This window comes from Streptosporangium sandarakinum (assembly GCF_050942225.1).
Classification (GTDB): domain Bacteria; phylum Actinomycetota; class Actinomycetes; order Streptosporangiales; family Streptosporangiaceae; genus Streptosporangium; species Streptosporangium nondiastaticum.
Genome location: NZ_CP192034.1, coordinates 7,979,838 through 8,006,040, shown reverse-complemented (window position 1 = coordinate 8,006,040; position 26,203 = coordinate 7,979,838). Strand labels below are relative to the sequence as shown.

General features: G+C 71.6%; 21 protein-coding genes and 1 riboswitch. Of the genes, 14 read left to right on the top strand and 7 right to left on the bottom strand.

The annotated features are described in order from the left end of the window. The first annotated feature begins 34 nt into the window (after nt 1-34). From ACQP10_RS36720 to panD, 3 genes are all read left to right on the top strand, one after another. A complete protein-coding gene (locus tag ACQP10_RS36720) occupies nt 35-925 on the top strand; it encodes a Rossmann-like and DUF2520 domain-containing protein (RefSeq protein WP_346018452.1) in 891 nt (296 codons plus the stop codon). Beyond that, nucleotides 916-1,773, top strand: coding sequence for a pantoate--beta-alanine ligase (panC, locus tag ACQP10_RS36715; RefSeq protein WP_433540565.1), 858 nt, complete (start codon nt 916-918; stop codon nt 1,771-1,773). The genes ACQP10_RS36720 and panC overlap by 10 nt, the downstream gene beginning before the upstream one ends. A gap of 177 nt (nt 1,774-1,950) precedes the next feature. After that, nucleotides 1,951-2,388, top strand: coding sequence for an aspartate 1-decarboxylase (gene panD / locus ACQP10_RS36710; RefSeq protein ID WP_179822006.1), 438 nt, complete (start codon nt 1,951-1,953; stop codon nt 2,386-2,388). A 132-nt stretch (nt 2,389-2,520) separates the two neighbouring features. On the opposite strand, the gene ACQP10_RS36705 is transcribed toward panD, so the two are convergent. The 3 genes from ACQP10_RS36705 to ACQP10_RS36695 all read right to left on the bottom strand — a co-directional run bounded on the left by ACQP10_RS36705 (nt 2,521) and on the right by ACQP10_RS36695 (nt 4,854). Next, the gene (locus tag ACQP10_RS36705; protein WP_390003863.1) at nt 2,521-3,078 is read right to left on the bottom strand and encodes a TetR/AcrR family transcriptional regulator; all 558 of its coding nucleotides are present in this window, start codon (nt 3,076-3,078) and stop codon (nt 2,521-2,523) included. Further along, nucleotides 3,071-3,907 (bottom strand): alpha/beta fold hydrolase, encoded by an 837-nt coding sequence (locus ACQP10_RS36700; RefSeq protein WP_433540564.1) that lies wholly within the window; start codon nt 3,905-3,907, stop codon nt 3,071-3,073. Before ACQP10_RS36700 ends, ACQP10_RS36705 begins: the two co-directional genes overlap by 8 nt. Before the next feature lie 218 nt (nt 3,908-4,125). Further along, nucleotides 4,126-4,854 carry an SDR family NAD(P)-dependent oxidoreductase gene (locus ACQP10_RS36695; protein WP_433540563.1) on the bottom strand — a complete coding sequence of 243 codons (729 nt, stop codon included), beginning with the start codon at nt 4,852-4,854 and terminating at the stop codon, nt 4,126-4,128. 293 nt (nt 4,855-5,147) lie between these two features. On the opposite strand from ACQP10_RS36695, the gene ACQP10_RS36690 reads away from it, so the two are divergent. The 4 genes from ACQP10_RS36690 to ACQP10_RS36675 all read left to right on the top strand — a co-directional run bounded on the left by ACQP10_RS36690 (nt 5,148) and on the right by ACQP10_RS36675 (nt 10,939). Then, complete coding sequence (locus tag ACQP10_RS36690; protein ID WP_433540562.1) at nt 5,148-7,679, top strand: L-aspartate oxidase; 2,532 nt, start codon at nt 5,148-5,150, stop codon at nt 7,677-7,679. A 5-nt stretch (nt 7,680-7,684) separates the two neighbouring features. Continuing rightward, the gene (locus ACQP10_RS36685; protein ID WP_346018458.1) at nt 7,685-8,467 is read left to right on the top strand and encodes a type III pantothenate kinase; all 783 of its coding nucleotides are present in this window, start codon (nt 7,685-7,687) and stop codon (nt 8,465-8,467) included. Nucleotides 8,468-8,491: 24 nt separating this feature from the next. After that, nucleotides 8,492-9,994 carry a bifunctional lysylphosphatidylglycerol synthetase/lysine--tRNA ligase LysX gene (gene lysX, locus ACQP10_RS36680; protein WP_346018459.1) on the top strand — a complete coding sequence of 501 codons (1,503 nt, stop codon included), beginning with the start codon at nt 8,492-8,494 and terminating at the stop codon, nt 9,992-9,994. 777 nt (nt 9,995-10,771) lie between these two features. Then, entirely contained in the window at nt 10,772-10,939 is a 168-nt protein-coding gene (locus ACQP10_RS36675) for a LuxR C-terminal-related transcriptional regulator (protein WP_362799447.1), read from the top strand. 86 nt (nt 10,940-11,025) lie between these two features. Here ACQP10_RS36675 and ACQP10_RS36670 read toward each other — a convergent pair whose 3' ends face one another. Next, nucleotides 11,026-12,066: a C40 family peptidase gene (locus ACQP10_RS36670; RefSeq protein ID WP_346019692.1), complete on the bottom strand. Its 1,041-nt coding sequence runs from the start codon at nt 12,064-12,066 to the stop codon at nt 11,026-11,028. A gap of 14 nt (nt 12,067-12,080) precedes the next feature. Next, a riboswitch (cyclic di-AMP (ydaO/yuaA leader) is annotated at nt 12,081-12,234 on the bottom strand. A gap of 338 nt (nt 12,235-12,572) precedes the next feature. On the opposite strand from ACQP10_RS36670, the gene ACQP10_RS36665 reads away from it, so the two are divergent. The 5 genes from ACQP10_RS36665 (at nt 12,573) to ACQP10_RS36645 (ending at nt 20,556) form a co-directional block, all read left to right on the top strand. Continuing rightward, nucleotides 12,573-13,166 carry an amino-acid N-acetyltransferase gene (locus tag ACQP10_RS36665; protein WP_346018460.1) on the top strand — a complete coding sequence of 198 codons (594 nt, stop codon included), beginning with the start codon at nt 12,573-12,575 and terminating at the stop codon, nt 13,164-13,166. A gap of 124 nt (nt 13,167-13,290) precedes the next feature. Further along, complete coding sequence (locus tag ACQP10_RS36660) at nt 13,291-14,745, top strand: RDD family protein (protein ID WP_433540561.1); 1,455 nt, start codon at nt 13,291-13,293, stop codon at nt 14,743-14,745. A 1,331-nt stretch (nt 14,746-16,076) separates the two neighbouring features. Further along, nucleotides 16,077-16,406 carry a histone-like nucleoid-structuring protein Lsr2 gene (locus ACQP10_RS36655; protein ID WP_179822029.1) on the top strand — a complete coding sequence of 110 codons (330 nt, stop codon included), beginning with the start codon at nt 16,077-16,079 and terminating at the stop codon, nt 16,404-16,406. Nucleotides 16,407-16,695: 289 nt separating this feature from the next. Further along, entirely contained in the window at nt 16,696-19,203 is a 2,508-nt protein-coding gene (locus ACQP10_RS36650; RefSeq protein ID WP_346018462.1) for an ATP-dependent Clp protease ATP-binding subunit, read from the top strand. 402 nt (nt 19,204-19,605) lie between these two features. Further along, on the top strand, nt 19,606-20,556 hold the full coding sequence (locus ACQP10_RS36645) for a sugar phosphate isomerase/epimerase family protein (protein ID WP_179822033.1): 951 nt from the start codon (nt 19,606-19,608) through the stop codon (nt 20,554-20,556). 15 nt (nt 20,557-20,571) lie between these two features. Here ACQP10_RS36645 and ACQP10_RS36640 read toward each other — a convergent pair whose 3' ends face one another. Beyond that, nucleotides 20,572-21,447, bottom strand: a complete 876-nt coding sequence (locus tag ACQP10_RS36640; RefSeq protein ID WP_312873343.1) for an A/G-specific adenine glycosylase — start codon at nt 21,445-21,447, stop codon at nt 20,572-20,574. Nucleotides 21,448-21,559: 112 nt separating this feature from the next. On the opposite strand from ACQP10_RS36640, the gene ACQP10_RS36635 reads away from it, so the two are divergent. Then, nucleotides 21,560-22,234: a hypothetical protein gene (locus tag ACQP10_RS36635; RefSeq protein WP_399498544.1), complete on the top strand. Its 675-nt coding sequence runs from the start codon at nt 21,560-21,562 to the stop codon at nt 22,232-22,234. Between the two features lie 45 nt (nt 22,235-22,279). Here the strand turns inward: ACQP10_RS36635 and disA are convergent, their stop codons facing one another. Together disA and radA are read right to left on the bottom strand one after the other, a co-directional pair. Continuing rightward, complete coding sequence (gene disA / locus ACQP10_RS36630) at nt 22,280-23,362, bottom strand: DNA integrity scanning diadenylate cyclase DisA (RefSeq protein ID WP_179822040.1); 1,083 nt, start codon at nt 23,360-23,362, stop codon at nt 22,280-22,282. Between the two features lie 83 nt (nt 23,363-23,445). Further along, nucleotides 23,446-24,846: a DNA repair protein RadA gene (gene radA, locus ACQP10_RS36625; protein ID WP_179822042.1), complete on the bottom strand. Its 1,401-nt coding sequence runs from the start codon at nt 24,844-24,846 to the stop codon at nt 23,446-23,448. 102 nt (nt 24,847-24,948) lie between these two features. On the opposite strand from radA, the gene ACQP10_RS36620 reads away from it, so the two are divergent. Then, nucleotides 24,949-26,196: a hypothetical protein gene (locus tag ACQP10_RS36620; protein ID WP_433540560.1), complete on the top strand. Its 1,248-nt coding sequence runs from the start codon at nt 24,949-24,951 to the stop codon at nt 26,194-26,196. The last annotated feature ends 7 nt before the right edge of the window (nt 26,197-26,203 follow it).

Here is a 26,203-nt window from a genome sequence, read left to right as displayed (position 1 = left end):
ACGGAGCCCCCGATGCGGTCAAGGACGGGACAACATGGACGCAGGTGATCATCCGGCGCGCCTGGCCGTCGGGGTGGTCGGGGCGGGCCGGGTCGGCTCGGCGCTCGGCGCGGCCCTGGCGCGGGCGGGCCACCGGATCGTCGCGGCGAGCGGCGTCTCCGACTCCTCAAGGGAACGGGCGGCCGAGCGGCTCGGCGTCGCCCCGTCCCGCCCCGAGGAGGTGGTGGCGCAATCCGACCTCGTCCTGCTGACGGTCCCCGACGACGTCCTGCCGGGCCTGGTCTCCGGCCTCGCCGGCACCGGCGCCGACCTGCGCGGCAAGATGGTGGCCCACACCAGCGGCGCGTACGGCCTGGCCGTGCTGGACCCGGCCGCCGAGGCGGGCGCGCTGCCGCTGGCGCTCCACCCGGTGATGACCTTCACCGGCCGGGACGACGACCTGCGCCGCCTCGTCGGCATCTCCTACGGGGTCACCGCGCCCGGCCCGCTCCGCCCGGTCGCCGAGGCGCTGGTCATCGAGATGGAGGGCGAGCCGGTCTGGATCGAGGACTCCGACCGGCCGCTCTACCACGCCGCCCTCGCCGGCGCCGCCAACCACATGGTCACGCTCATCGCCGAGTCCGCCGACCTCCTGGGGCGGATCGGCGTGGAGCAGCCGGGCAGGATGCTCGGCCCGCTGCTGGGCGCCGCCCTGGACAACGTGCTGCGGCTCGGCCTCGCGGGGCTGACCGGGCCGGTGGTGCGCGGGGACGCCGGGACGGTGCGCAAGCACATCGACGCCCTCATCCTGGCCGCCCCCGAGGCGGCGGACGCCTATGTGGCGCTCGCTAGGCTCACGGCGGACCGGGCGCTGGCGGCCGGGCTGCTCAAGCCCGAGGCCGCCGAGCGCCTCCTGGACGCGCTGGGAGGCAACATATGGACGTGATCGTGGCGCGTAACCGCGCCGAGCTGGCCGAGGTGCGCCGGGCGCTCGGGGCGCACGGCGGGATCTCCCGGGGTACGGCCGAGCTGGCACTGGTGCCGACGATGGGCGCGCTGCACGAGGGGCACCGCTCGCTCATGCGGCTGGCCCGGGAGCAGGCGGACCACGTGGCCGTGAGCGTCTTCGTGAACCCCCTGCAGTTCGGCCCGAACGAGGACTTCTCCCGTTATCCCCGGACGTTCGACGCGGACCTGGAGGTGTGCGCCGCCGAGGGGGTGAGCGTGGTGTTCGCCCCCTCCGCCGACGACATGTACCTGCCGGACCGGCAGGTCGGCGTGTCGGCGGGGCGGATGGGCACGGTCGCCGAGGGCGCCTTCCGGCCGGGCCACCTCGACGGCGTGCTGACCGTGGTGCTCAAGCTGTTCAACCTGGTACGGCCGGACGTGGCGGTGTTCGGCCAGAAGGACGCCCAGCAGCTCGCGATGATCCGCCGGATGGTCGCCGACCTCGACGTGCCGGTCGCGGTCGTCGGCGGTCCCACGGTCCGCGAGGGCGACGGCCTGGCGTTGTCCAGCCGCAACCGCTACCTGTCCGACGACGACCGGCGGGCCGCGCTGAGCCTGTCCCGGGCGTTGTTCGCGGGGGCGGAGCGGCGGACGCCCGCGGAGATCCGCGGGGCAGCGCGGGAGGTGCTGGACGGTGAGTCGGCGGTGTCCCTCGACTACCTCATCCTGGTCGACCCGGCCACCTTCGAGGAGGTCGGCGACGACCACGTGGGGGAGGCGATCCTGGCCGTGGCGGCGAAGGTGGGCTCCACCCGGCTGATCGACAACGTGACCGTCACGCTCTGACGCCGCCGTGCGCTTCCCGGGCGCGGGCCTCGGTGGCACTCCCGGTCCCGCCTCGCCGTGGGGGCCGGCCGGGAACGGGGCACGCGGCCGGGCGGAGCCCTGGGCGGGCTCGGATATATTCCGCATCAGGCGTGCACGCCACGGGGCGGCGCGACCGTACGGAAGGGCTTTCGAGGCATGCTTCGGACCATGCTCACCTCCAAGATCCACCGGGCCACCGTCACCCAGGCCGACCTGCACTATGTGGGATCGGTGACCATCGACGAGGACCTGCTGGACGCCGCGGGACTGCTCCCCGGTGAGCAGGTGCACATCGTCGACATCGACAACGGCGCCCGGCTGGTGACCTACACGATCCCCGGCCCCCGCGGCTCGGGGATCATCGGCATCAACGGCGCCGCCGCCCGGCTCGTCCACGTGGGCGACCTGGTGATCATCATCGGGTACGGCCAGATGGAGGACGCCGAGGCGCGGAGCTTCCGGCCCCGGATCGTCCACGTCGACCGCGGCAACCGGGTCACCGGCCTGGGCCACGACCCCGCCGAGGCACCGGATCCGGTCGTCCCGGGGGCCGAGGACCTCCTGCGCGGCGACGAGCGGCACGTCCCGGCGTAGGCGTTTCGGCGGGTCTCGGGCTTCCGGTCACCGCGGATTCCGGGACCGGCCGTGGTCCGGGTCCTTCCACGCGGTGACGAGCCGTGCCTCCCGGCGTTCGGGGTCCCGATCTCCGTACGGGACGTTCCGAGGTCAGGGCCGGGGCGCGCGCAGGCCGGCGGTGATCATACGGGTGAGCAGCTCGTAGGTGTCGTCGAGTGACTCGGGCAGGCCGAACGCGCCCGCGGCCTCCAGCAGGACGAAGCCGTGTACGGCCGAGCGCAGGCAGCGGACCGCGTGGACCGATTCGGAGTCGGTCAGCCCGTAGGAGCGCAGGGCCGCGAACATGACGTCCACCAGGCGTTCTCCCGCCTCGGCCACGCCCGGCTGCGGGCTCTGGATCATGGCCGCGTAGCGGCCGGGGTGGGTCCGGACGTATGAGCGCCAGGCGGCCATCAGGGCGTGCAGGGCCTCGTCGCCCGAGCGGCCGAGCACGGCGTCGCCGATGCGGGCCGAGATCTCGCCCATCACGTGTGCGGAGAGGAGTTCGCGCAGCTCGGCCAGGTTCCGCACGTGCTTGTACAGGGACGGCGTGGCCACCCCGGCCCGGGCGGCCACCGCCGACAGGGTGAGGGCGGCGGGGCCCTCCTCGTCCACGACGCGCAGCGCGAGGCCGACGACGGTCTCTCGGGACAGGGAGGCCCTAGGCACGGGTGTGCTCCTTCAGGAAAGGCAGCATCGCGGCGGCGACCTCCTCGGGGAACTGGGTGTGCGGGTAGTGCCCGGCGCCTTCGATCATCACGTACGACCCCTGTCCCTCCGGCAGGGTGTCGACGATGGCGCGGGCCTCGGCCTCGGGGTCGGCCCAGTCGGGGTCGAGGTCGCCCATCATGACAAGGGCGGGGCACCGGAGTTCCGGCAGGGCCTCGCCGGCGTCGTTCGGGGCGGCAAGGCCCATCGATGCGACCGCGGCCATCCGGCCCGGCCTGCGCAGGTCGGCTTCCAGGGAGGCGAGGTAGTCCGTCCAGCCGGCGGGCTTGACCCCGGGGACGGCCACGTCGAGGTAGCTCTTCCACAGGCCGGGGCTTTTGAACATGGTCGCGCCCAGGAGCCGCAGCATGCCCGCGCGGTGGCGGCGGACGCGCAGGAGGCCGCCGAGGTCGAACCGCTGCGGGCGGGTGAACGGGCCGATCTCGACGACGGCGCCGACCAGGTCGGGTCGTCGCACGGCGGCGATGGTGGCCGCGCCGCCGGAGAACGAGTGGCCGACGATCACGGCGGGGCCGCCCAGGTGCTCGATCAGCGCGATCAGGTCGCCGGCGGTGTCGGTACGGGTGTAGGAGGACCATCCGAGCGTGGACTCGCCGTGCCCGCGCAGGTCGGCGGCCGCGACCCGGTATCCGGCGGCGGTGAGCCGGGGGATGAGGAAGCGGTACGCCTCCATGCCGTTGCCCATGCCGGGTGACAGGACGACCAGCGGGCCCTCCCCGGCCACCCGGTACGCGATCTCGCCGCCGTCGACCTTCAGCGTCTCGGTCATCGTCCGTCCCTCTCGGGTAATCTCCATAGCCTGAAAGCTAATGCAATTAGCTTACGAGGTCAAGCGTCGGCCTCCGGGGAGAATCCGCCCATGTCGGCGACGGCGACGGCGGTGAACGGTTCCGGCCGGGCGGGCCAGGTGGGACCGCCGGTACGGTCCCCGCCCGGCGCACCGGTGATCTGAGGGTCGGTGGTGTTCGCCGGATCCGGGGGAGGCCCCTACATGCCTCCCGCCACCCGCAGGATCGCCCCCGTCGTGTAGGAGGCGTCGGCCGAGAGCAGCCAGGAGACGGCTCCGGTGATCTCCTCCGGCTGTCCGGCGCGTCCCATGGGGATGGTGCCGGCGAGCTTCGCCGGGCGCTGCGGGTCGGCGTGGAACTCCGTCCAGATGATGCCGGGGGCCACGCAGTTGACCCGGATGCCGTCGGCGGCGACCTCCTTGGCCAGGCCGACGGTCATGGTGTCCACGGCGGCCTTGGTGGCGGCGTAGTGGACGTACTGGCCGGGGCTGCCGAGGGTGGCCGCGGCCGAGGAGATGTTCACGATCGCCCCGCCGCCGGTCCGCGACATGTCCCGTACGGCGCGGCGGGCGCACAGCAGGTAGCCGAGCACGTTGACCTCCAGCGCGCGGCGCATGCCTTCGGCGTCGGCGTCGGCGAGGCGGCCGTTGCCGCCGCTGATCCCGGCGTTGTTGACCAGCCCGGTGACCGGGCCGAGTTCGGCGGCGGCGTCGAAGAGGCGGTCCACGGAGGTCTCGTCGGCGGTGTCGGACGGGACGGTGAGGCAGCGGCGGCCGGCCGCGCGGACGGTCTCGGCGACGGCCTCGGCGGCGGCCGCGTCGGAGCGGTAGCCCACGACGACGTCGTGGCCGTCGGCGGCGAGGCGGGCGCAGATCGCGGCGCCGATGCCGCGGCTGCCTCCGGTCACGACGGTGACGGGCTGGCGCATGACGGACCTCCAGGGGCGACGGGCCTCGCTCGGACCTTCCGGGAGGGCCTCGATGAGAAAAGATCATCTGATCATCCCATGAAAGACCCTCTGTGAACCAGGGGTGGAGACGTCCCGAGGGGCCCAGGCCGGGGCTGAAGGTGTCCCGAGGGGTCTGCGGGCCAGGTGCGGAGGCGCCCCGAGGAGGCCGTGGGTCGGCGTTGGGGGCACCCCGGGGAAGAAGCATCGCCCGGCACCCGTTATCGTCACATTGACGAAATCAGGTGCCTTACCCATCCCACAAGGAGGCGGCAATGACGATCCCGGCCATCCCCCAGAGGCTGACCGCGCCCTCCCCGGGCTGGACGGTCGAGGCCGACGTGGTCGTGGTGGGCTCCGGCGTCGCGGGCCTGACCCTGGCCCTGCGGTACGCGGCCCTCGACCCCGCCGCCAGGGTCCTGGTCGTCACCAAGGACGTGCTGTCGTCGGGGTCCACCCGCTGGGCGCAGGGCGGGATCGCCGCCGTGCTCGACCCCGGGGACACCCCCGAGGAGCACCTGTCCGACACCCTCCTCGCCGGCGTCGGTCTCTGCGACACCGAGGCCGTGCGGGCCATGGTGACCGAGGGCCCGGACGCCCTGCGCCGGCTGATCGCCACCGGGGCGCGGTTCGACACCGACGCCGCGGGCGGGCTCCAGCTCACCCGCGAGGGCGGCCACCGGCGTGACCGCATCGTCCACGCGGGCGGCGACGCCACCGGCGCCGAGGTGCAGCGGGCCCTGGTGCAGGCGGTCCGGGAGTCGGCGATCGAGGTCATCGAGCACGCCCTCGTGCTCGACCTGCTCAAGGACGCCGAGGGCCGGGCGGCCGGGGTCACCCTCCATGTCATGGGCGAGGGCGAGCGCGACGGTGTGGGTGCTGTCCGGGCCCGCGCCGTGGTGCTGGCCACCGGAGGCATGGGCCAGGTGTACGCCGTGACCACCAACCCCGTCGTCTCCACCGGCGACGGCGTGGCCCTCGCACTGCGGGCCGGAGCCGTCGTGCGCGACCTGGAGTTCGTCCAGTTCCACCCGACCGTGCTCTGGCTGGGCGAGGAGGCCACCGGCCAGCAGCCGCTGATCTCCGAGGCGGTCCGCGGCGAGGGCGCGGTGCTCGTCGACGCCGACGGCACCCGCTTCATGCAGGGCGTTCACGAGCTGGCCGACCTCGCCCCCCGCGACGTCGTGGCCAAGGCGATCATGCGGCGGATGCGCGAGACCGGCGCCTCCCACATGTACCTCGACGCCCGCCACTTCGGCGAGCACAAGTGGCGCAACCGCTTCCCGACGATCCACGCGGTCTGCCTGGAACACGGCATCGACCCGGTGACCCAGCCCATCCCGGTCGCGCCCGCCGCCCACTACGCCAGCGGCGGCGTCCGCGTCGACCTGCGCGGCCGTACCGACGTGCCGGGCCTGTACGCCTGCGGCGAGGTGGCCTGCACCGGCGTGCACGGCGCCAACCGGCTGGCCTCCAACTCGCTCCTCGAAGGGCTGGTCTTCGCCGAGCGGATCGCCGCCGACATCCACGCCGTACGGCCCGCGCCCGGCGTCCCCGTCCCCGACGAGCGGCCGTCCGGCCTCGCCGACCCCCGGACCCGCTCCCGGATCCAGGCGCACATGAGCCGGGGCGCGGGCGTGCTGCGCGGCGAGGAGTCGCTGACCGAGGTCGCCAGGGCCCTGCTGGGCGCGCGGTGGACCCCGGTGGCGGTCGAGCCGTGCACCGAGTCGTGGGAGGCCACGAACCTGCTGACCGTCGCGTCGGCGCTGGTCGCGGCGGCCCGCAACCGGGAGGAGACCCGCGGCTCGCACTGGCGCGAGGACTTCCCCGACCGGAATGATGCCTGGTGGCTGGGCCACCTGGACCTGACCCTGACATCGGAGGGAATGACGATGACGTACGTGCCCCACGAGCGGCGCGCGACCGGGCTGCCGCCGCGGTTGGCGGCCGACCTGGCCGAGGCGGGCCTCGACCCGGCCGAGGCGGAGGCGGTCGTCACGGCCGCGCTGCGGGAGGACCTCCAGGAGGCCGGCGACGTCACCAGCGCCGCCACCATCCCCGCCGGCCGTACCGACACCGCCGACGTGGTGGCCCGCGCGGACGGGGTGGTCTGCGGGCTGGCCCTCGCCGAGGCCGTCTTCTTCCGCGTCGGCGGGGACGACGTCGTGGTCGAGCGCCGCGTCAAGGACGGTGAGCGGGTATCCCGCGGCGACGTGCTCATGACCGTCACCGGCCCCACCCGCGACCTGCTGACCGCCGAGCGGACCGCCCTCAACCTGCTCACCCACCTTTCCGGCATCGCGACCTTCACCGGCCGCTGGGTCGAGGCCGTGGCGGGCACCGGCGCGCGGATCAGGGACAGCCGCAAGACCCTGCCCGGCCTGCGGGCGCTCGCGAAGTACGCCGTCCGCTGCGGCGGCGGGGTCAACCACCGCATGTCGCTTTCGGACGCCGCCCTGATCAAGGACAATCACGTCGTGGCCGCCGGCGGGGTGGCCGAGGCGTTCCGGGCCGTCCGCGACGCGTACCCCGGGCTGCCGATCGAGGTCGAGGTCGACCGGATCGACCAGATCGAGCCGGTGCTCGCCGAAGGAGCCGAGGAGATCCTGTTGGACAATTTCAGCGTGGAAGACCTGGCGCGGGCCGTACGACTGGTGGGCGGCAGGGCACGACTGGAGTCCAGCGGGAGTCTGACCCTGGAAACGGCGCGCGAGGTGGCCGCGACCGGCGTCGACTACCTCGCCGTGGGCGCGCTCACCCACTCGGCGCCCGCGCTGGACATCGCCATGGACCTTCGAGGGAACTGATACTGATGCTGCTCGCCATCGACGTCGGCAACACCCACACCGTTCTCGGCCTGTTCGAGGGCGAGGAGGTCATCGAGCACTGGCGCATCGCCACCGACGCCCGGCGCACGGCCGACGAGATAGCCGTGGTGCTGCAGGGCCTGCTCGGCCAGTCGCCGCTGCTCAAGGGCACCGACGTCGACGGCATCGTCATCTGCTCCACGGTGCCGTCGGTGCTCAACGAGATGCGGGAGATGTGCCGCCGCTACTACGGCGACGTCAACGCCGTGATCGTCGAGCCCGGCGTCCGCACCGGCGTGCCCGTCAGGATGGACAACCCCAAGGAGGTCGGCAGCGACCGCATCGTCAACGCGCTCGCCGCCATCAACCTGTACGGCGGGCCCTGCGTGATCGTCGACTTCGGCACCGCGACCTCCTTCGACGCCGTCTCCGCCAAGGGCGAGTACGTCGGCGCGGTCACCGCGCCCGGCATCGAGATCTCGGTGGACGCCCTGGCGGCGGCCGGCGCGCAGCTGCACAAGGTGGAGCTGGTCCGGCCGCGCTCGGTGATCGCCAAGAACACCGTCGAGGCGCTCCAGGCCGGCATCATCTACGGCTTCGCCGGGCAGGTGGACGGGATCGTCGAGCGGATGGCGGCCGAGCTGGCCGACGACCCCGACGAGGTCACGGTCGTCGCCACCGGCAGCGCGGCGCAGCTCGTGGTGGGGGAGGCCCGCTCGATCGACGTCCACGAGCCGTGGCTCACTTTGATCGGGCTCAGGCTGATCTATAACAGAAACGTTTCCTAGCCGGACATCGGTACCCTTGGCTGTGTGACCGCTGACCTGACGAACCCAGCCGACGATCTGCCTGAGCAGATGCGCGTGCGCCGGGAGAAGCTCGACCGCCTCCGCGCCGAGGGTGTCGATCCCTACCCGGTGACCTTCCCGCGTACCGCGACCAACGGCGAGATCCGCGAAAAATACGCTGATCTCGCCGCTGACACCGCGACCGGCGACAAAGTGGGCGTCACCGGCCGCGTCATGCTGTCCCGGACGGGCGGCAAGCTCTGCTTCGCCACCATCCGCGACGGCTCCGCCGACCTCCAGGTCATGATCTCCCTGGACAAGGTCGGTGAGGAATCCCTGGCCGCGTGGAAGCGCGACGTCGACCTCGGTGACCAGATCGGTATCGAGGGCGAGGTCATCACCTCCCGCCGGGGCGAGCTGTCCATCCTCGCCGACCGCTGGGCGATCACCTCCAAGTGCCTGCGCCCGCTGCCGGAGAAGCACGTCGGCCTGACCGACCCCGAGGCGCGGGTCCGCCAGCGCTACGTGGACCTCGTCGTCAACGACGAGGCGCGGAAGATGGCCTACACCCGCAGCGCCGTCGTGCGGGCGATCCGCGACTTCTGGCACGGCGAGGGCTACCTCGAGGTCGAGACGCCGATGCTGCAGCGCATCCACGGCGGCGCTTCGGCCCGGCCGTTCAAGACGCACATCAACGCCTACGACATGGAGCTCTACCTCCGCATCGCGATCGAGCTCTACCTCAAGCGGCTCGTGGTGGGCGGCATCGAGAAGGTCTTCGAGATCAACCGCAACTTCCGCAACGAGGGCGCGGACGCCACGCACAACCCCGAGTTCACGATGATGGAGGCCTACGGCACCTATCTCGACTACAACGGCATCGCCGACCTGACCCAGCGGATGATCCAGAGCGCGGTCGTGGCCGCGCTCGGCCACTCCGTGGTGGTCCACGAGGGGCAGGAGATCGACCTGAGCCTGCCGGAGTGGCCGCGGATCACCGTCTACGGGTCGGTCTCGGAGGCGCTGGGCGAGGAGGTGACGACCGAGACGCCGCTGGAGCACGTGCGCAAGCTCGCCGACGCGCGCGACATCCGCTGGGATCCGAAGTGGGGTCAGGGCAAGCTCGTTCAGGAGCTCTTCGAGGAGCTGGTCGAGCACACCCTCATCCAGCCCACGTTCGTCATGGACTACCCGCTGGAGACCTCCCCGCTGGCCCGGACGCACCGGGACAACCCGCTGCTCACCGAGAAGTGGGACCTGATCGGGTTCGGCACCGAGCTCGGCACCGGCTACTCGGAGCTGAGCGACCCGATCGAGCAGCGCCGCCGCCTCACCGAGCAGTCGCTGCTCGCCGCGGGCGGCGACCCCGAGGCCATGCAGCTCGACGAGGACTTCCTCACCGCCCTGGAGTACGGCATGCCGCCCACCGGTGGCGTGGGGGTCGGCGTGGACCGCCTCGTCATGGCCTTCACCGGCAAGAATATCCGCGACACCATCCTGTTCCCGCTGGTCAAGCCCACCGGCTGAGCGTCGCCGGCCCGGTTGGGCCGGCCGGTCCCGCCGGACGAGCCCGCGGTCCCCATGGACCGCGGGCTCGTTCCGTTGCCCGGGAGCCCCGGTCGCCCGATGGTTTCCGGCGCACCTTCCCGCGTCTTCCCCCGGCTTCCCGCACCTTCCCCTGGCTTCTCGTGCCTGCCGTGGCTTCCCGTGGCGCGGAGGCGTCATTTCGCCGACGATCCGGATGACGGGCGATCCGGCCCCCGGGGAATGCCGGAAAGCCGGTTTCATCCGACATCCATTGCCCGGTGATTTTCTCGGCGCCGTCAGGGGACGCGGCCGAGGGGCCGCGGTCGACGGGGATGCGCGACGCACACCGAGCAGGTCGTTTTTCCGGGGAAATGCGGAGTGCGGCGGCCGTACGGCTCGTCCCGGCGGACGGCTCCGGGGCGTGGCCCGCGGCACGGTTCCGCGGGGCGGATCATGGCGATGACCTCGGACGCGACGGCGGTTCGGCGGCACGACTTCCGGGCCGGCCGCCTCTTAATCACAATGGGCCCGACATATCATGAGTACTTCATGTAACGCCTGCTCTGTCAATAGTGCGCATCACCTCTATGAAGAGCAGAGCTTGACGACCTTTGAACGGGGCGTTTACCGTTCCTGACGGGCGACATCGATTCCAGCGTGCTCACGCCTGAGTCCCGTTGCGGGGGGAGTGGCTAGATGGCATATCCGGAAGTGGATTCCCGCCGCGGCGAAAGCCTTTCGGGTACGGAGGATATCGATCTCAGCGAGGAGGATCTCGTGCTCCTGGCCGAGCTGGCCAAGGGCGTCACCGTCGACAGGGTGGGCCGCCGCCTCGACATCAGCGGCAGGACGGTCCGGCGCAGGCTGCGCGGGATCTGCGACCGCATCGGCGTGGCGACCGCGATCGAGGCCGTGGCCTGGGCCGCCCGCCGCCGCCTGATCTGACGTCCTACGCCCGGCTGGCTCAGCCGTGGACCCGGCCGGGTTCGGCCGTACGTCCGGCCGGGTTCGATCCGTACGTCCGGCCGGGTTCAGTCGGCGACGCGCACGCCCCCGGCGAAGGGCCGGTTGCCCATGGGCGCGATGCGGACCACGTCGCCGGTCTGCGGGGCGTGGATCATCAGGCCGGCGCCGACGTAGATCCCGACGTGGTGCAGGTCGCTGTAGAAGAAGACCAGGTCGCCGGGGCGCAGGTCGTCCCGGGAGACGTGGGTGCCGGCGGTCCACTGGTCACCGGTGTAGTGGGGCAGGCTGATGCCGACCTTCTGGTAGGCCCACATGACCAGGCCCGAGCAGTCGAAGGAGTTGGGCCCCTCGGCGCCCCAGACGTACGGCTTGAGCTGCTGGGTGAGCGCCCAGCGCACCGCCTCGGCGGCCTTGCCCTGGCCCACGATCGGAACGCTGAGCCTGGTGGCCCGGCCGCGCATGTTCTCGGCGCGGTCGCGGACCTCCCGGTAGAGGCTGCCCTCCAACTTGCCGACCAGGCGCTCGATCTTGGAGCGCTTGTCGCCGAGCTCCCCCAGGAGCTTCTTGACCTCGGCGGACCGGGCGGTGGCGCCGGCCCGGGCCTGCTCGGCGACCTTGAGCGCCCGGGCGACCTGGGCGACCTCCTCGCTCTGCCGCTGCTGGAGGGCGTAGCTGGTGGTGGCCTGGTCGAGGAAGGAGTCGGGGTCGCTCGACTGGGTGAAGGCGAGCGTGGAGCCCAGGCCCCCCGACATGTAGGCGCTCTGCGCGAGGAGGGTGGCCTTGGCGCGCCGGGACTCCAGCTCCGCCTCGCTGGCGGACAGGTTCTTCTTGGCCACCTCGGCGGCGCGCTGCGCCTGCTTGAGCTTCACCCGCGCGCCGTTGTACTGCTCGCTGAGCGTCTCGACCTCGACGTGGAGCTTCTCGACCTGCTTGGCGAGCTGCTGGAGGTCGGGCTTCGGGTCCGCGCCGGCGGACGTCAAGGGGGCGCCGACGGCGAGGAGGGTGAGCGCCAACCCGATGAACGCCGCCCGGCCGGGAAGGCGGCGGGAGGCGTGCTCCCGCATCGGGACGTGTCCGGCCGGACGCCTACTGCCACGGCTCGGCATGCGCTTCACCAACAGGCTCCTCTCGTGGCCGCCTACCGGGTTAGCTGTCGGGTTCGGGCCGGAGGCAGCCCTACCGAGCGCGCCGGTGGCGGCTCGGATTCACCCCTGGGGACGCGTGGAGGGTGGGTCCCCGGCTCCCCGGGTCCGGGGATTCGGCGGGTCAGCTTTTCGGGGGACGCTGACATCGAGCACGGACATTAGTGCAATTGGAGGTTCATGCTCAACCAGAACCACAAACTCGGTAGAGCTTTCACAACCGGAAAGTCACGGGCAGATCACATACTTTCATGATCCAGGTACCTGTCAACCTGGACCTATGCCGCTCCGAGCGGCATACCGCCTATGTCATCGCAGTTCCCGGTCCATGCCGAGGGTGAATGGCCGCCGTCACCGGCGTTTCCGGCCGGGCGGGACGGCGGTGACGCCGTGCGCCGGGCGGTGCCGTTGTGACCGAAGTTACGGCTGGACCGTAATGGGGGTACGCCGAGGACGTACGCTGATCGGTCATGGAGCAGGTTGCAGGACACTCCCCGGCGCCGGGGGCCCGGGAGGGCGAAACCGGGACGACGGCCGGGTCCGCCGGGTTCGCTGGCATCACGGTCCGCCGCGCCCGCACGCCGGACGTGCGGGCGATCCGGCGGCTGGTCGACACCTACGGCGGCGCCGGGCCGCGGCTGCTGGAGAAGGCCACGGTCACCCTGTACGAGGACGTCCAGGAGTTCTGGGTGGCCGAGCGGGACGGGGCCGTCGTGGGCTGCGGGGCGCTGCACGTCCTGTGGGAGGACCTCGCCGAGATCCGCACCGTCGCCGTCGATCCGGAGTGCCGGGGCCGGGGCATCGGCCATCTGATCGTCTCGGCGCTGATCCGCACGGCCGGCGAGCTCGGCCTGCGGAGGGTCTTCTGCCTCACCTTCGAGGTGGACTTCTTCACCCGCCACGGTTTCCGGCGGATCCAGGGCACGCCCGTCTCGCCCGAGGTCTACGCCGAATTGCTCGCCTCCTATGACGAAGGCGTCGCCGAGTTCCTCGATCTGGAGCACGTCAAGCCGAACACCTTGGGAAACACGCGGATGTTGCTCCATCTGCCGCCCGAGCTCTGACGCGGTGACCGAGGTTACGACTGTGACAAAAGGTGACTCTCGGACGCCTATCTCGATACCTTGTGCTGCAACGTGCATGTGAGTCTTGAACGCGCCACATGCGTAGTCGAAGTGAGGTGACGCGGTGACCACCGGACAGCCGCCGTATCCGCAGGATGATCCCGACCGCGACCGCACACCGTCGGGACACTCCGGATACGGCTCGCACGACATGGGCAGAGGCCCCGACGAACACGATCCCGACGCGACAATCGTGGGATATCGGACGGACAACACCGGTCCGGGACAGGGCCAGCCCGGCTACGGTCAGCCCGGCGCCTATGGCCAGGGCGGACAGCCGGGGTACGGCGGTCAGCAGCCGTCGTACGACCAGGGCGCCTACGGCCAGCAGAGCTCCCAGCCGGGCTACGGCCAGCAGCCGTCCTACGACCAGCAGCAGGCGTACGGCCAGCAGGGCGCCCCGGGCTACGGCCAGCAGCCGTCCTACGACCAGCAGCAGGCGTACGGCCAGCAGGGCGCCCCGGGCTACGGCCAGCAGCCGTCCTACGGGCAGCAGGGCTCCCAGCCGGGGTACGGCCAGCAGGGCGCCCAGCCCGGCGGCTACGGTCAGCAGCCGTCGTACGACCAGCAGCAGTACGGCCAGCAGGCCTCCCAGCCCGGGTACGGCCAGCAGGGCGCTCAGCCGGGGTACGGTCAGCAGCCTTCCTACGACCAGCAGCAGGCGTACGGCCAGGGCGCCCAGCCCGGCTACGGCCAGCAGCCGTCGTACGACCAGCAGCAGTACGGCCAGCAGGGCGCCCAGCCGGGGTACGGCCAGCAGCCGTCCTACGGCCAGCAGAACTCCCAGCCCGGCGGTTACGGCCAGCAGCCCTCCTACGACCAGGGCGCCTACGGCCAGGGCGGGCAGCCGCAGTACGGCCAGCAGCCGTCCTACGACCAGCAGCAGGCGTACGGCCAGCAGAGCTACGGCGCCCAGCAGGGCTACGGCCAGCAGCCCTCCTACGACCAGCAGCAGGCGTACGCCCAGCAGGGCTACACCCCGCAGTGGGGCGACGGCCACGCCCCGGGCGTGTCGGCCCCGCTCGCCGAGTGGTGGCAGCGCCTGGTCGCCCGCATCATCGACGGCCTGATCCTGGCGATCCCCACGTTCGTCGTCACGCTCGTGCTGACCGGGATCCTGGTCACCGCCCCGTCCTTCAACATGGAGACCGGGGAGTACAGCGTCGGGAGCGGGACGTTCCTCGCCACCTTCCTCACCGGTCTCGTCGGCGGGCTGATCTACTTCGTCTACGAGTTCCTGATGCTGAAGGCGAAGGGGCAGACCGTCGGCAAGATGGCCATGGGCATCAAGGTCGTGCCGGTCGGCGGGGCGCCCCAGGCAGAGGGGCTCCCCTCGAACAAGGCCATGAGCCGGGCGGGCGTCCTGTGGGGCCCGTCCATACTGCGCGGCATTCCCTTCGTGGGCTTCATCATCGGGATCTTCTCCCTGGTGAACGTGCTCTGGCAGCTGTGGGACAAGCCGCTGCACCAGTGCCTGCACGACAAGGCCGCCGCCACGACGGTCGTGAAGACCAGGTAGTTCCGGCAGTTCCCGAAAAAACGGGGCCGGCGGGTTGAACCGCCGGCCCCGTTTTTTCGTGTGTGAAGGGAAACGAGCGGGGTAACGGCACTCCGGAAGGGACGGTAACGGCGTCCGGAGGCGGTTGTGGCGGGGTGTGAACCCGGGCGTGTCCGTGCGGGGCGTTATGGGCCTTCTTCCGGGCTTCCCCGGGGAGGGCGTTATGGAGCCTTCCAAGTGTGCTTCCGGTCACGACAAACCCCGTGGATCGGCCGTGCCGTCACGCCGGGTGCCTATCGGGCGTCAATGGGGTGACAGTTACCGGGGGAACTTCCGTGACGTCCGGCGAATGGCGGGTGACGGGCGGGCCGGGCCGCGGCCGCCCGCGACTTCCCGCGTCTTCTCCCGGCCCGGCGGGGGAATGCCGGCGCGCCTTCCCGCCACGCCCGGGAAGGCGTTCTCGCGGATCCGGCCCGGGTTAGCGGGGCGTCACCGGCCCGGCGGTTTGGTGGTTATAAGGGCTACGACTATGTTCCTTGCGCCCGGGGGGCCGTAGGCTTGGGAAGAAAGCGATGAAGATCCGTCTTGTTCCGCGGGACGAAGGCGTACCGCGGAACCGGCCGCCCACCGAAGAGGGCGAGGCCCGACGGGGCTCCACCCGGGTGTTCCCGTCCTCTTGACATTACCGCCGCCGACCCGGTGATGATGATCCGGAGCTTCGGCAAGATCTTTTCTGTTGCGGTCGAAAAACCCTTGTGAGCAGGGGGTTTCCGGGGCCGTCGGGAGGGAGTCGCTGTCAAGTGGCCGTAGTTGACATTGGTTTTTCGGCGGAGTGATCATCAGATGATCGTCCTGTCGGTTTTTTCCCCTCGGCTTTACGGACGGCAACCGGTAAGACGGCTGGAGAGAAGCATTAAGGTGGAGATGGGCGGTCCCGGGGGCCCGTGCCGCCCCCCGGTGACGCTAAGGTCGTCCCTGGGCGGGCGCCCACGGTCCCGGCGGCTTCCCGTCCGCGGGCGGGCCACGCCGTCCCAGGAATTCCACGGTTCCCAGAAAGTCACCCACGCTGCGGAGCGAGGACGAATGAACGACGTATTGTCCGCGTTGATACCCCCGGTGGTCGTCGGCGGGGCCTTCATCTACGGAGCGGTCAAGCTTCTTCGCAGTGAAGCCGCCGGTCGGCGTCCGGCAAAACGGGAGGAGACCGCCGGGTCCCAGGACGGATGATCGCGGCCGTCCGGTTCCGGTCGGGTTCCCAGGAGAATCGCCGGGGTCCCGGAATTGCCGCCCCCCGATGGCGGGTATATGTTTGGCTAGCGAATGAAACAATACTCCGCGAAAGGATTGCGTAGATGGCCAAGCAGATCCAGGAGATTCTCATCGACGACCTCGATGGGGGCGAGGCCAATGAGACGGTCGCCTTCGCGATTGACGGCACGAGCTACGAGATTGATCTCAGTGAAGTAAACGCGAAGAAGCTCCGCGACTCCCTGTCGCCTTTCGTGCAGAGCGCCCGCCGTTCCGGCGCGGCTCCGCGTCGCCGCCGCGCCGGCGGCAGCAGGGCTCTCACGCGGGAGAAGAGTGCCGACATCCGGGCTTGGGCGAAGTCGCACGGCCTTAATGTCAGCGAGCGCGGCCGTATCGCCTCCAAGATCGTCGAGCAGTACGAAGCGGCTCACTAGCGAGTGTCGCGCGACTGCTCGCGGGATCGTTGAATCATGCGGTTATGGCGGCCACGGTGGGGTCCGGTGGCGGCCATGACCGCATGGCGCGTTTGATCGTCTATAAACGTCGTTCGCTTGCGGCGTAGCGGGAACATCTCACCCCCGGTAAGTAGTTGGATGGAGGGTGAACGCCCTGCTCCCGGGGAACGTCTCGTTCATAGAGCGGTCGTCTGGGCGGGGCTACCATGCGGGATGACAGGGCCCGGATATCCCGGACCTGCCTGACCGCTCTGTGAGGAGCGACGAGATGTTCGAGAGGTTCACCGACCGCGCACGGCGGGTTGTCGTCCTGGCCCAAGAAGAGGCCCGGATGCTCAACCACAACTACATCGGTACGGAGCACATTCTTCTTGGCTTGATCCATGAAGGTGAAGGCGTTGCCGCCAAGGCTCTGGAGAGCCTCGGCATCAGCCTCGAAGGTGTGCGTCAGCAGGTCGAGGAGATCATCGGCCAGGGACAGTCCGCGCCTTCGGGGCACATTCCCTTCACCCCGCGCGCCAAGAAGGTCCTTGAGCTGTCGCTCCGAGAGGCCTTGCAGCTGGGTCACAACTACATCGGCACCGAGCACATCCTGCTCGGCCTCATCCGTGAGGGCGAGGGCGTGGCAGCCCAGGTGCTGGTGAAGCTGGGGGCGGACCTCAACCGCGTCCGGCAGCAGGTGATCCAGTTGCTCCACGGTTACCAGGGCAAGGAGCCGGCCGCCGCGGGCGGTCCGCAGGAGTCGGCGCCGTCGACCTCCCTTGTGCTGGACCAGTTCGGCCGCAACCTGACGCAGGCCGCCCGTGAGGGCAAGCTCGACCCGGTCATCGGCCGCGACAAGGAGATCGAGCGGGTCATGCAGGTCCTCTCCCGGAGGACCAAGAACAACCCGGTCCTGGTGGGTGAGCCCGGCGTCGGCAAGACCGCCGTCGTCGAGGGCCTGTCCCAGAAGATCGTCAAGGGCGAGGTTCCCGAGACGCTCAAGGACAAGCAGCTCTACACCCTGGACCTCGGCGCGCTGGTGGCGGGCTCCCGCTACCGCGGTGACTTCGAGGAGCGCCTCAAGAAGGTGCTCAAGGAGATCCGCACCCGCGGCGACATCATCCTGTTCATCGACGAGCTGCACACGCTCGTGGGCGCGGGCGCCGCAGAGGGCGCGATCGACGCCGCCAGCATCCTCAAGCCGATGCTGGCCCGCGGCGAGCTGCAGACCATCGGCGCCACCACCCTCGACGAGTACCGCAAGCACCTGGAGAAGGACGCCGCGCTGGAGCGCCGCTTCCAGCCGATCCAGGTGGCCGAGCCCAGCCTCAGCCACACGATCGAGATCCTCAAGGGCCTGCGCGACCGTTACGAGGCCCACCACCGGGTCTCGATCACCGACGGCGCCCTCGTGGCCGCCGCGCAGCTCGCCGACCGCTACATCAGCGACCGGTTCCTGCCCGACAAGGCGATCGACCTGATCGACGAGGCCGGCTCGCGCATGCGCATCCGCCGCATGACCGCGCCGCCGGACCTGCGCGAGTACGACGAGAAGATCGCCAACGTGCGGCGCGACAAGGAGTCCGCGATCGACGCGCAGGACTTCGAGAAGGCCGCCGCGCTGCGCGACCAGGAGAAGCAGCTCCAGCTCAAGCGTGAGCGCCGGGAGAAGGAGTGGAAGGCCGGCGACATGGACGTCGTCGCCGAGGTCACCGAGGAGCTCATCGCCGAGGTCCTGGCGACCGCCACCGGCATCCCGGTCTTCAAGCTCACCGAGGAGGAGTCCCAGCGGCTGCTCCGCATGGAGGACGAGCTGCACAAGCGGATCATCGGCCAGGACGACGCCATCAAGGGCCTGTCCCGCTCGATCCGCCGCACCCGCGCCGGTCTGAAGGACCCGCGCCGCCCGGGTGGCTCGTTCATCTTCGCCGGTCCGTCCGGCGTCGGTAAGACCGAGCTGTCCAAGACGCTGGCCGAGTTCCTGTTCGGGGACGAGGACGCGCTGATCATGCTGGACATGTCCGAGTTCATGGAGAAGCACACCGTCTCCCGGCTGTTCGGCTCGCCTCCCGGCTACGTCGGATACGAGGAGGGCGGCCAGCTCACCGAGAAGGTGCGGCGCAAGCCGTTCTCCGTGGTCCTCTTCGACGAGATCGAGAAGGCCCACCCGGACATCTTCAACTCGCTGCTCCAGATCCTGGAGGACGGTCGCCTGACCGACGCCCAGGGCCGCGTGGTGGACTTCAAGAACACCGTCATCATCATGACGACCAACCTCGGCACCCGGGACATCTCCAAGGGCATCGGGGTGGGCTTCGCGAAGTCCAACGACACCGAGTCGAACTACGACCGGATGAAGGCCAAGGTGCAGGAGGAGCTCAAGCAGCACTTCCGGCCCGAGTTCCTCAACCGCGTCGACGACATCGTGGTCTTCCACCAGCTCACGCCGAAGGAGATCATCAGCATCGTGGACCTGATGCTGGCGCAGGTCGCCGAGCGTCTGAAGGACCGCGACATGGGCCTGGAGGTCTCGCCGGAGGCGAAGAAGCTGCTGGCCGACCGCGGCTACGACCCGGTGATGGGCGCCCGGCCGCTGCGCCGGACGATCCAGCGCGAGCTGGAGGACACGCTGTCGGAGAAGATCCTGTACGGCGAGCTCCGTCCCGGCCAGATCGTCAAGGTCTCGATCGAGGGCGAGGGCGACGCCGCCAAGTTCGTCTTCGTCGGCGAGGCCGCGCCGGCCGACCGGGTCCCCGACTCGGCGGCCGCGATCGCGGAGCCGATCCAGCACTGACCCGGTCCGGATCGGTGCCGGCCCGGCGCCGATCCGGCGGTGGTACGACGTGGTGGCACAACTTTGAGCGGACCCCCCGTGAGCAGTCTCACGGCGGGGTCCGCTCTTTTGTTCTGGAAGAAGGTATACCGCCACCGTAAGTAGTACTACACTCTGTAGAGTGATTCGGCCGGCTCATCGGCGTGACCTGGTTCGGCGGTCACGACGTCGTGACCGGTCCTGACGTCAGCCCGCCGACGTACCGACGTATCGGCTCCGGGGATGACGCGGGGACCGGGGCCCAAGCGGGAAGCTCGGCGGATCCGGTCGAACCCTCGGCGGCAAAGGACCCGCCGGCCCGCGGCTCGGGTTTCCGCGCGGGCGTCCGGGATCGCCGTACAGAGCACGTCTTGGAGGCATCGGATGCGTTTGCGGCACGAGGACGGGACGCTCGTTCACCTGTCCTACAACGCGGGCGTGCATCCCGCTGAAGACCTGGAGAACCTCATCGCCCACCTGACCCGGTACGCGGTGCCGGTGCGCAAGCGCCTGGGCGTCGACCGGATGGGCGTCGGCCTCTGGCTGTCTCCGGGGGTGGCCGACCACCTCATCGCCGACCGGATCGAACTGGTACGGCTGCGCCGCTCCCTGGAGGAGCGCGGCCTGGAGGTCGTCAGCCTCAACGGCACCGGCGGGCGCAACCAGGACGCTCCCGGCCCCGACTGGGCCAAGCCCGAGCGCTACCGCTACACGATGGCGCTGGCCAAGATCCTGGCCTTCCTGCTGCCGGAGGACGTCCGCTTCGGCAGCATCTCCACCATCCCCATCGGCTGGCGCCGCGACTGGCCGTCCGACCTGCACGCGATCGCGACCCGCCGCCTGGAGCGTCTCTCGCGTGAGCTGCGTGGCCTGTACAGCGTCACCGGCAAGACCATCAGGGTCGGCTTCGAGCCGTGGCCCGGCTGCGTGCTGGAGACCACCAAGCAGGCCCTCGACCGGGTCTGCGACATCGACTCCGAGCACCTCGGCGTCTGCCTGGACGCCTGCCACCTCGCCGGCGGCGCGGAGGAGCCGGGCACGGCGCTGCGCGGCCTGGCCGACGCCGGCGCCCCGGTGGTGAAGCTCGGTCACGTCCACAACCACGTGAGCGACGCCCGCCGGGAGCTCCCGAGCACCCGCTCGATCCTGGAGGACACCCTCACCGCGATGCTCTCCGGCGCGGTGAACGGCACCGCCCACATCGAGGTCGAGACCCACGATCTGGCCGTGCCGGTCCGTGCCAAGGGCCCCGGCGCGCTGGTCACCGCCCTCGCCGACGAGCTCGACTGGGCCCGCACCAACCTCACCGCGCTCGGCCTGCGCCTGGCCGCCTGAGCGCCGGTCGGCGGTTCAGCCGGGCAGGCGGTAGGTGCCGTCGTCCAGTACCTCGGCCAGCCCGTCGGCGACGAGGCCGTCCAGGGCGCGTTCCCGCTGTGTGTCGCTCTCCCAGACCGCGTCCAGGGCGGCCTTGGGGACCGGGCCGTGGGCCTGGCGCAGGACCGCCAGCAGGCGCCCCCGGCACTGGCGGTCGGTGCCCTCGTAGGACTGCCCCCGGCGGGCGGGCCCGTCGTAGGGCGGCTTGCCGGCCAGGCGCCAGGCGCACAGCGCGCTGACCGGGCAGTCGGCGCAGCGTGGAGCCCGGGCGGTGCAGACCAGCGCGCCCAGCTCCATGACGGCGACCGCCCAGACGGGCGCCTCGTCCGGGCCGGGCAGCAGCGACTCGGCGAGCCTGCGCTCGGGCGGCGTGGTCGCCTTCGGCGGATACTCCTCGCCTCGCACGGCCCGCGCCAGGACCCGCCTGACGTTGGTGTCCAGGACCGCGTGGCGGCCCCCGAAGGCGAAGCTGGCCACCGCGGCCGCGGTGTACTCGCCGACGCCCGGCAGCGCCAGCAGGGTGGCGTGGTCGGACGGCACCTCCCCGCCGTGCCGCTCGGTGATCGCCCGCGCGCAGGCGTGCAGGTTGAGCGCGCGGCGCGGGTATCCGAGGCGTCCCCAGTGGCGTACGGCCTCGCCGGGAGGCTCCTTGGCGAGGGCGGCGGGCGTGGGCCAGCGCTCCATCCACTCGGTCCAGATGGGCAGCACCCGGACCACGGGCGTCTGCTGCAGCATGATCTCGCTGACCAGGATCGACCAGGGGGAGGCCCCGGGGGCCCGCCAGGGGAGGTCGCGGGCGTGCTCGGCGTACCAGCCGAGCACGGGGTCCAGGAGAGGGTTCGACTCGGGCACGCTTCGACGATAGTGCGGGGCGGAGACCGCCTGCCCCCTTCCCGCCGACGTGAAACGCGTGACAGCGGCGGGTCTCCCCTGCCACTCCACTCACGGTCCCCATACTGTACGCATGGACCCGGACACTTTCCGTAGCGGAATAGGGGCGGACGTCTACTGGCGGCGCCGGGTGGTCGCGCTCATCGGCGTGCTCGTGGTGGTCGCCGTCGTGGCCTGGGCCTGCTCGTCGAGCAAGCCGGAGCGTCCGCGGAAGGAGGGCTCGGCCGACCGGCCGGCCGGTCCGGACGCGGTGTCGGCCGCCCTGCCGACCGTGACGGTCACCTCCTCCTCCGGGACGCCGTCCCCGCCGTCACCGTCCCCGTCCCCGTCGCCGTCGTCCTCGGCGGACGGGCGGCCCGGCGGCTCCTGCTCCCCGGCCGACCTCGTGCTGAGCGTGCGTGGGACGGGGGAGATCTACGGGCCGGGCGTCCAGCCGAAGTTCCTGCTCACCCTCGTCAACACCGGCCAGACGCCGTGCCGGGCCGACGTCGGGCCGCGGGCCATGGAGGTGCGGATCACCTCCGGCGCCGACCGGGTGTGGTCCTCCGCCGACTGCGTCAGCGGCGGGGCCGACGACTTCCACCGGCTGGAGCGGGGCGTGCCGTACGTCCGGGAGGTCGTCTGGGACCGCCGGCGGTCGGGCGCCGACTGCGCGATCGAGGGCGCGGCGGCCCGGCCGGGCACGTACGTCGCGGCGGTCGGCACCCCGAGCCTCAAGGGCGACAGGGCGGTCTTCCACCTGAGGTGACGGAGAAGCCCGGCGGGTTCCGGCCCGTACGGTCCCGCGACGGGGTCAGACGTAGCGCTCCAGGATGGAGGACTCGGCGAGACGGGAGAGGCCCTCGCGGATGTGGCGGGCCCGGGCCTCGCCGACGCCGCCCACCTCCTGGAGGTCGCCGATGCTGGCGGCCAGGAGCTTCTGCAGGCTGCCGAACTGGTCGACCAGGCGGTCGACGACCGTGCCCGGCAGGCGGGGGACCTTGGCCAGCAGGCGGTAGCCCCGGGGACTCACCGAGGTGTCCAGGGCGTCGCTGCCCGGATGGCCGAGGACCCGCGCGACGACGGACAGGTCGAGCAGGTCGCTGGAGGAGAGCTCGTCGAGGTGGTGCAGGGCCTCGGCGAACCCGCGCCGGCGGCCCTCCGTGGGGAGGTAGTCGCGCACGATCAGCTCGCGGTCGGTCTCGGTGCCGGCCACCAGCTCGTCGAACTGCAGGGAGAGCAGGCGGCCGTCGGTGCCGAGCTCCACGACGTATCCGGCGATCTCCTCGGAGATGCGCCGGACCATCTCCAGGCGCTGGGCGACCACCGCGACGTCGCGGACCGTCACCAGGTCCTCGATCTCCAGCGCCGAGAGCGTGCCGGACACCTCGTCCAGGCGGTGCTTGTAGCGCTCCAGCGTGGCCAGGGCCTGGTTGGCCCGGGAGAGGATCGCCGCGGACTCCTCCAGCACGTAGCGGACGCCGTCGAGATAGAGGGCGATGATCCGCATGGACTTGCTGAGGGTGATCACCGGCAGGGACGTCTGCACGGCCACCCGCTGGGCGGTGCGGTGCCGGGTGCCGGACTCGTCGGTCGGGAGGGACGGGTCGGGCATCAGGTGCACGGCCGCGCGGACGATCCGCAGATCGCCGGAGTTGAGCACGATGGCGCCGTCCATCTTGGCCAGCTCACGCAGCCGCGTCGCGGAGAACTCGACGTCGAGCTCGAAGCCGCCGCTGCAGATCTCCTCGACCGTGCGGTCGTAGCCCAGCACTATCAGGCCGCCCGTCTGACCGCGCAGGATGCGCTCCAGGCCGTCGCGGAGGGCGGTGCCCGGTGCGACGGCGGCCAGGACGGCTCTGCGGCGCTCGTCCAGTCCTTTGTACGTCGTTGCCACTTGACCCCCGTGGTCTGCGCGTCAGGCCCAGCTTACCCACGAAGCCTCACCGGAACCCGGAGAGCGGGTCCTCAGCCGGAGCCTCAGGTGACGTGGGTGAGCGCGTCCCAGACGTTCTCCGCCTCGATGACGTCGAAGCCGGGCGCGAAACCCGCGGCCCGGCCGCCGACCGGGACCAGGGAGCGGTCCGCGCCCTTGCGCCGACCGCTGTCCAGGGAGCCGGCCGGGACGAGGGCGCGGGTGAAGCCCAGCCGGGCGGCCTCCGACAGGCGGCGCCGTACGTCGCGCACCGGGCGCAGCTCACCGGCCAGACCCACCTCGCCCATCACGACCAGCCCGGACGGCAGCGCCTTGTCCCCGGCCGCGCTCGCCACCGCGAGCATCACCGACAGGTCGATCGCCGGATCGTTGAGCTTGATGCCGCCCACGGTGGCGGTGAAGACGTCGCAGCCGCCCAGCTTGGCGTTGAGCCGCCGCTCCAGCACGGCCAGCACCATCGTGACGCGGTAGGCGTCGAGCCCGGAGGTGGAGCGGCGCGGCTGCTGGGCCTCGGTCCGGGCGACGAGGGCCTGGACCTCGGCGGGCAGTGGCCGGGTGCCCTCCAGGGTGACGGTGACGCACGTGCCGGGCACGGGGTCGGTGCGGTGGGAGACGAACAGGCCGCTGGCGTCGGCGATGCCCTCGATGCCGTCCTCGTGCAGGTCGAAGCAGCCGACCTCGTCGACGGGACCGTAGCGGTTTTTGATCGCGCGGACCATGCGGAGCCGGGAGTGGCGGTCGCCCTCGAAGTGGAGCACCACGTCGACCAGGTGCTCCAGCGTACGGGGGCCCGCGATCGAGCCCTCCTTGGTGACGTGGCCGACCAGGACCGTGGACATGCCGCGCTCCTTGGCCAGCCGGACCAGATTGCCCGCGACCTCCCTGACCTGGGTGACGCCGCCGGGCACGCCGGTCGCCTGGGCCGAGCCGATGGTCTGCACCGAGTCGACGACGAGCAGGTCGGGCCGGACCTTCTCGACGTGCGTGACCAGGGCGCCCAGGTCGGTCTCGGCCGCGAGGTAGAGGTGCTCCTGGATCGCGCCGATCCGGTCGGCCCGGACCCGCACCTGGGCGGCCGACTCCTCACCCGTGATGTACAGCACGGTCTGCTGCCGGGCCATCTTCGCCGCGGCGTCGAGCAGGAGCGTGGACTTGCCGATGCCGGGCTCCCCGGCCAGCAGGATCACCGCACCGGGCACCACGCCGCCGCCGAGCACCCGGTCGAGCTCGGGCACGCCGGTGCCGCGGGCGTGCGCCACCTCGGCCTTGACCTGCCCGATCGGGACGGCCGGGGCCGACACCGCCCCGGCGGAGGCGACGTGCACGCCGGCGCGCGCGGTCTCCTCCTCGACGGTGCCCCAGGCCTGGCACTCACCGCAGCGACCCACCCACTTGGCGGTCTGCCAACCGCACTCACCACAGCGATAGCCGACCTTCTTAGCCATGGCCGCACGCTACCGGCATCGACCGACAACTTTCACCCGTCCGCGGCGCGCGCCGGGCGGGAGGGACTGCCGCGGCCGGGCGGCGGCGCGTACGATCTGGCCATGTCCGGACGGTTGGTGACGATCGTGACGCTGGTCGCGCTGCTGGCGGCGTGCGGTACGGCCGGCCGGTCGCCCTCGGCCGGGGAGCCGCCCGGAACGGCCGGTCCGGGCCGGGGATCGCCCGGCGTGACGACGGCCTCGCGCGCCCCGGTCGCGTCGCCGTCGCCCGACCCGTCCGCGCCCCCGTGGACCCAGACCGAGGTGAGCGAGTGGGGCGGGTCGATGACGAGCGCGCTGGCGTTCGCCGCCGACGACGTCTGGGCGGCCGGCACGGTGGACGAGGGCGAGGCCCTGATCACCCACTGGGACGGCCGCGCCTGGCGTGAGGTCGCCCCGCCCGTCCGGAGGCGGGAGGTCTTCTTCCGGCTGCTGGCGGCGTCGTCCCGCGACGACCTGTGGGTGTTCTCCGACGACGGGCGCGCCTGGCGCTGGACGGGCACCGGGTGGGCCGCCCGGGGCGGCCTGGGCGGCACGACGGGCGCAGACGGCACGAGCGGTACGGCGGGCACGAACGGCACGGCGGGGCCGGACCGTACGAGCGGCACGGGTACGAGCGGCGCGGCCGGGTCCGGCGGGCTCTGGCTGCGCGCGGCGGCCGTCGCGGGACCGCGCGACGTGTGGACGGCGGGCACGACCCGGGGCGACCCCGCGCGGCCGTTCCTCGGCCGGTGGGACGGCTCGGGCTGGTCGGAGCCGCCGCTGCCGCCCGGCGCGGAGGTGAACGACCTCGGCGCGTTGTCGCCCCGCGACGTGTGGGCCGTGGGCCGGTCGGGCGGCCAGGCCATGATCATGCACTGGGCGGGGGAGCGGTGGGACCCCGTACCGGCGCCGCCCGTGCCGGGCGCGCGGGGCGCGGTCCTGGACCGCGTGCTCGTGGTGTCACCGGACGAGGCGTGGGCGCTGGGCACGGCCGAGGTGTCCGACCAGGAGAGGCGCCAGTTCCTGCTGCGCTGGGACGGGAGCCGGTGGAGGGAGGCCGGACCTCTCCCGCAGGGCACGCGCCTCACCGCCGTGGAGTCCGACGGGCACGGTGGGCTCTGGGCCGGCGGCGAGAGCCGGGGCGCCGGGGAAAGGACGATCCTCCACTTCGACGGCGCGGGCTGGACGTACGGGAGGACGCCCGGCACCCAGTCGGGCCCCGTGGTGAACGACCTCGCGCGGTCCCCGGACGGCGACCTGGTCGTCGCGGTCGGCGGCAACCCCGACTACGACGAGGACAGCGAGGCCTGGGTCTGGACCCGGCACTGAGCCGCCC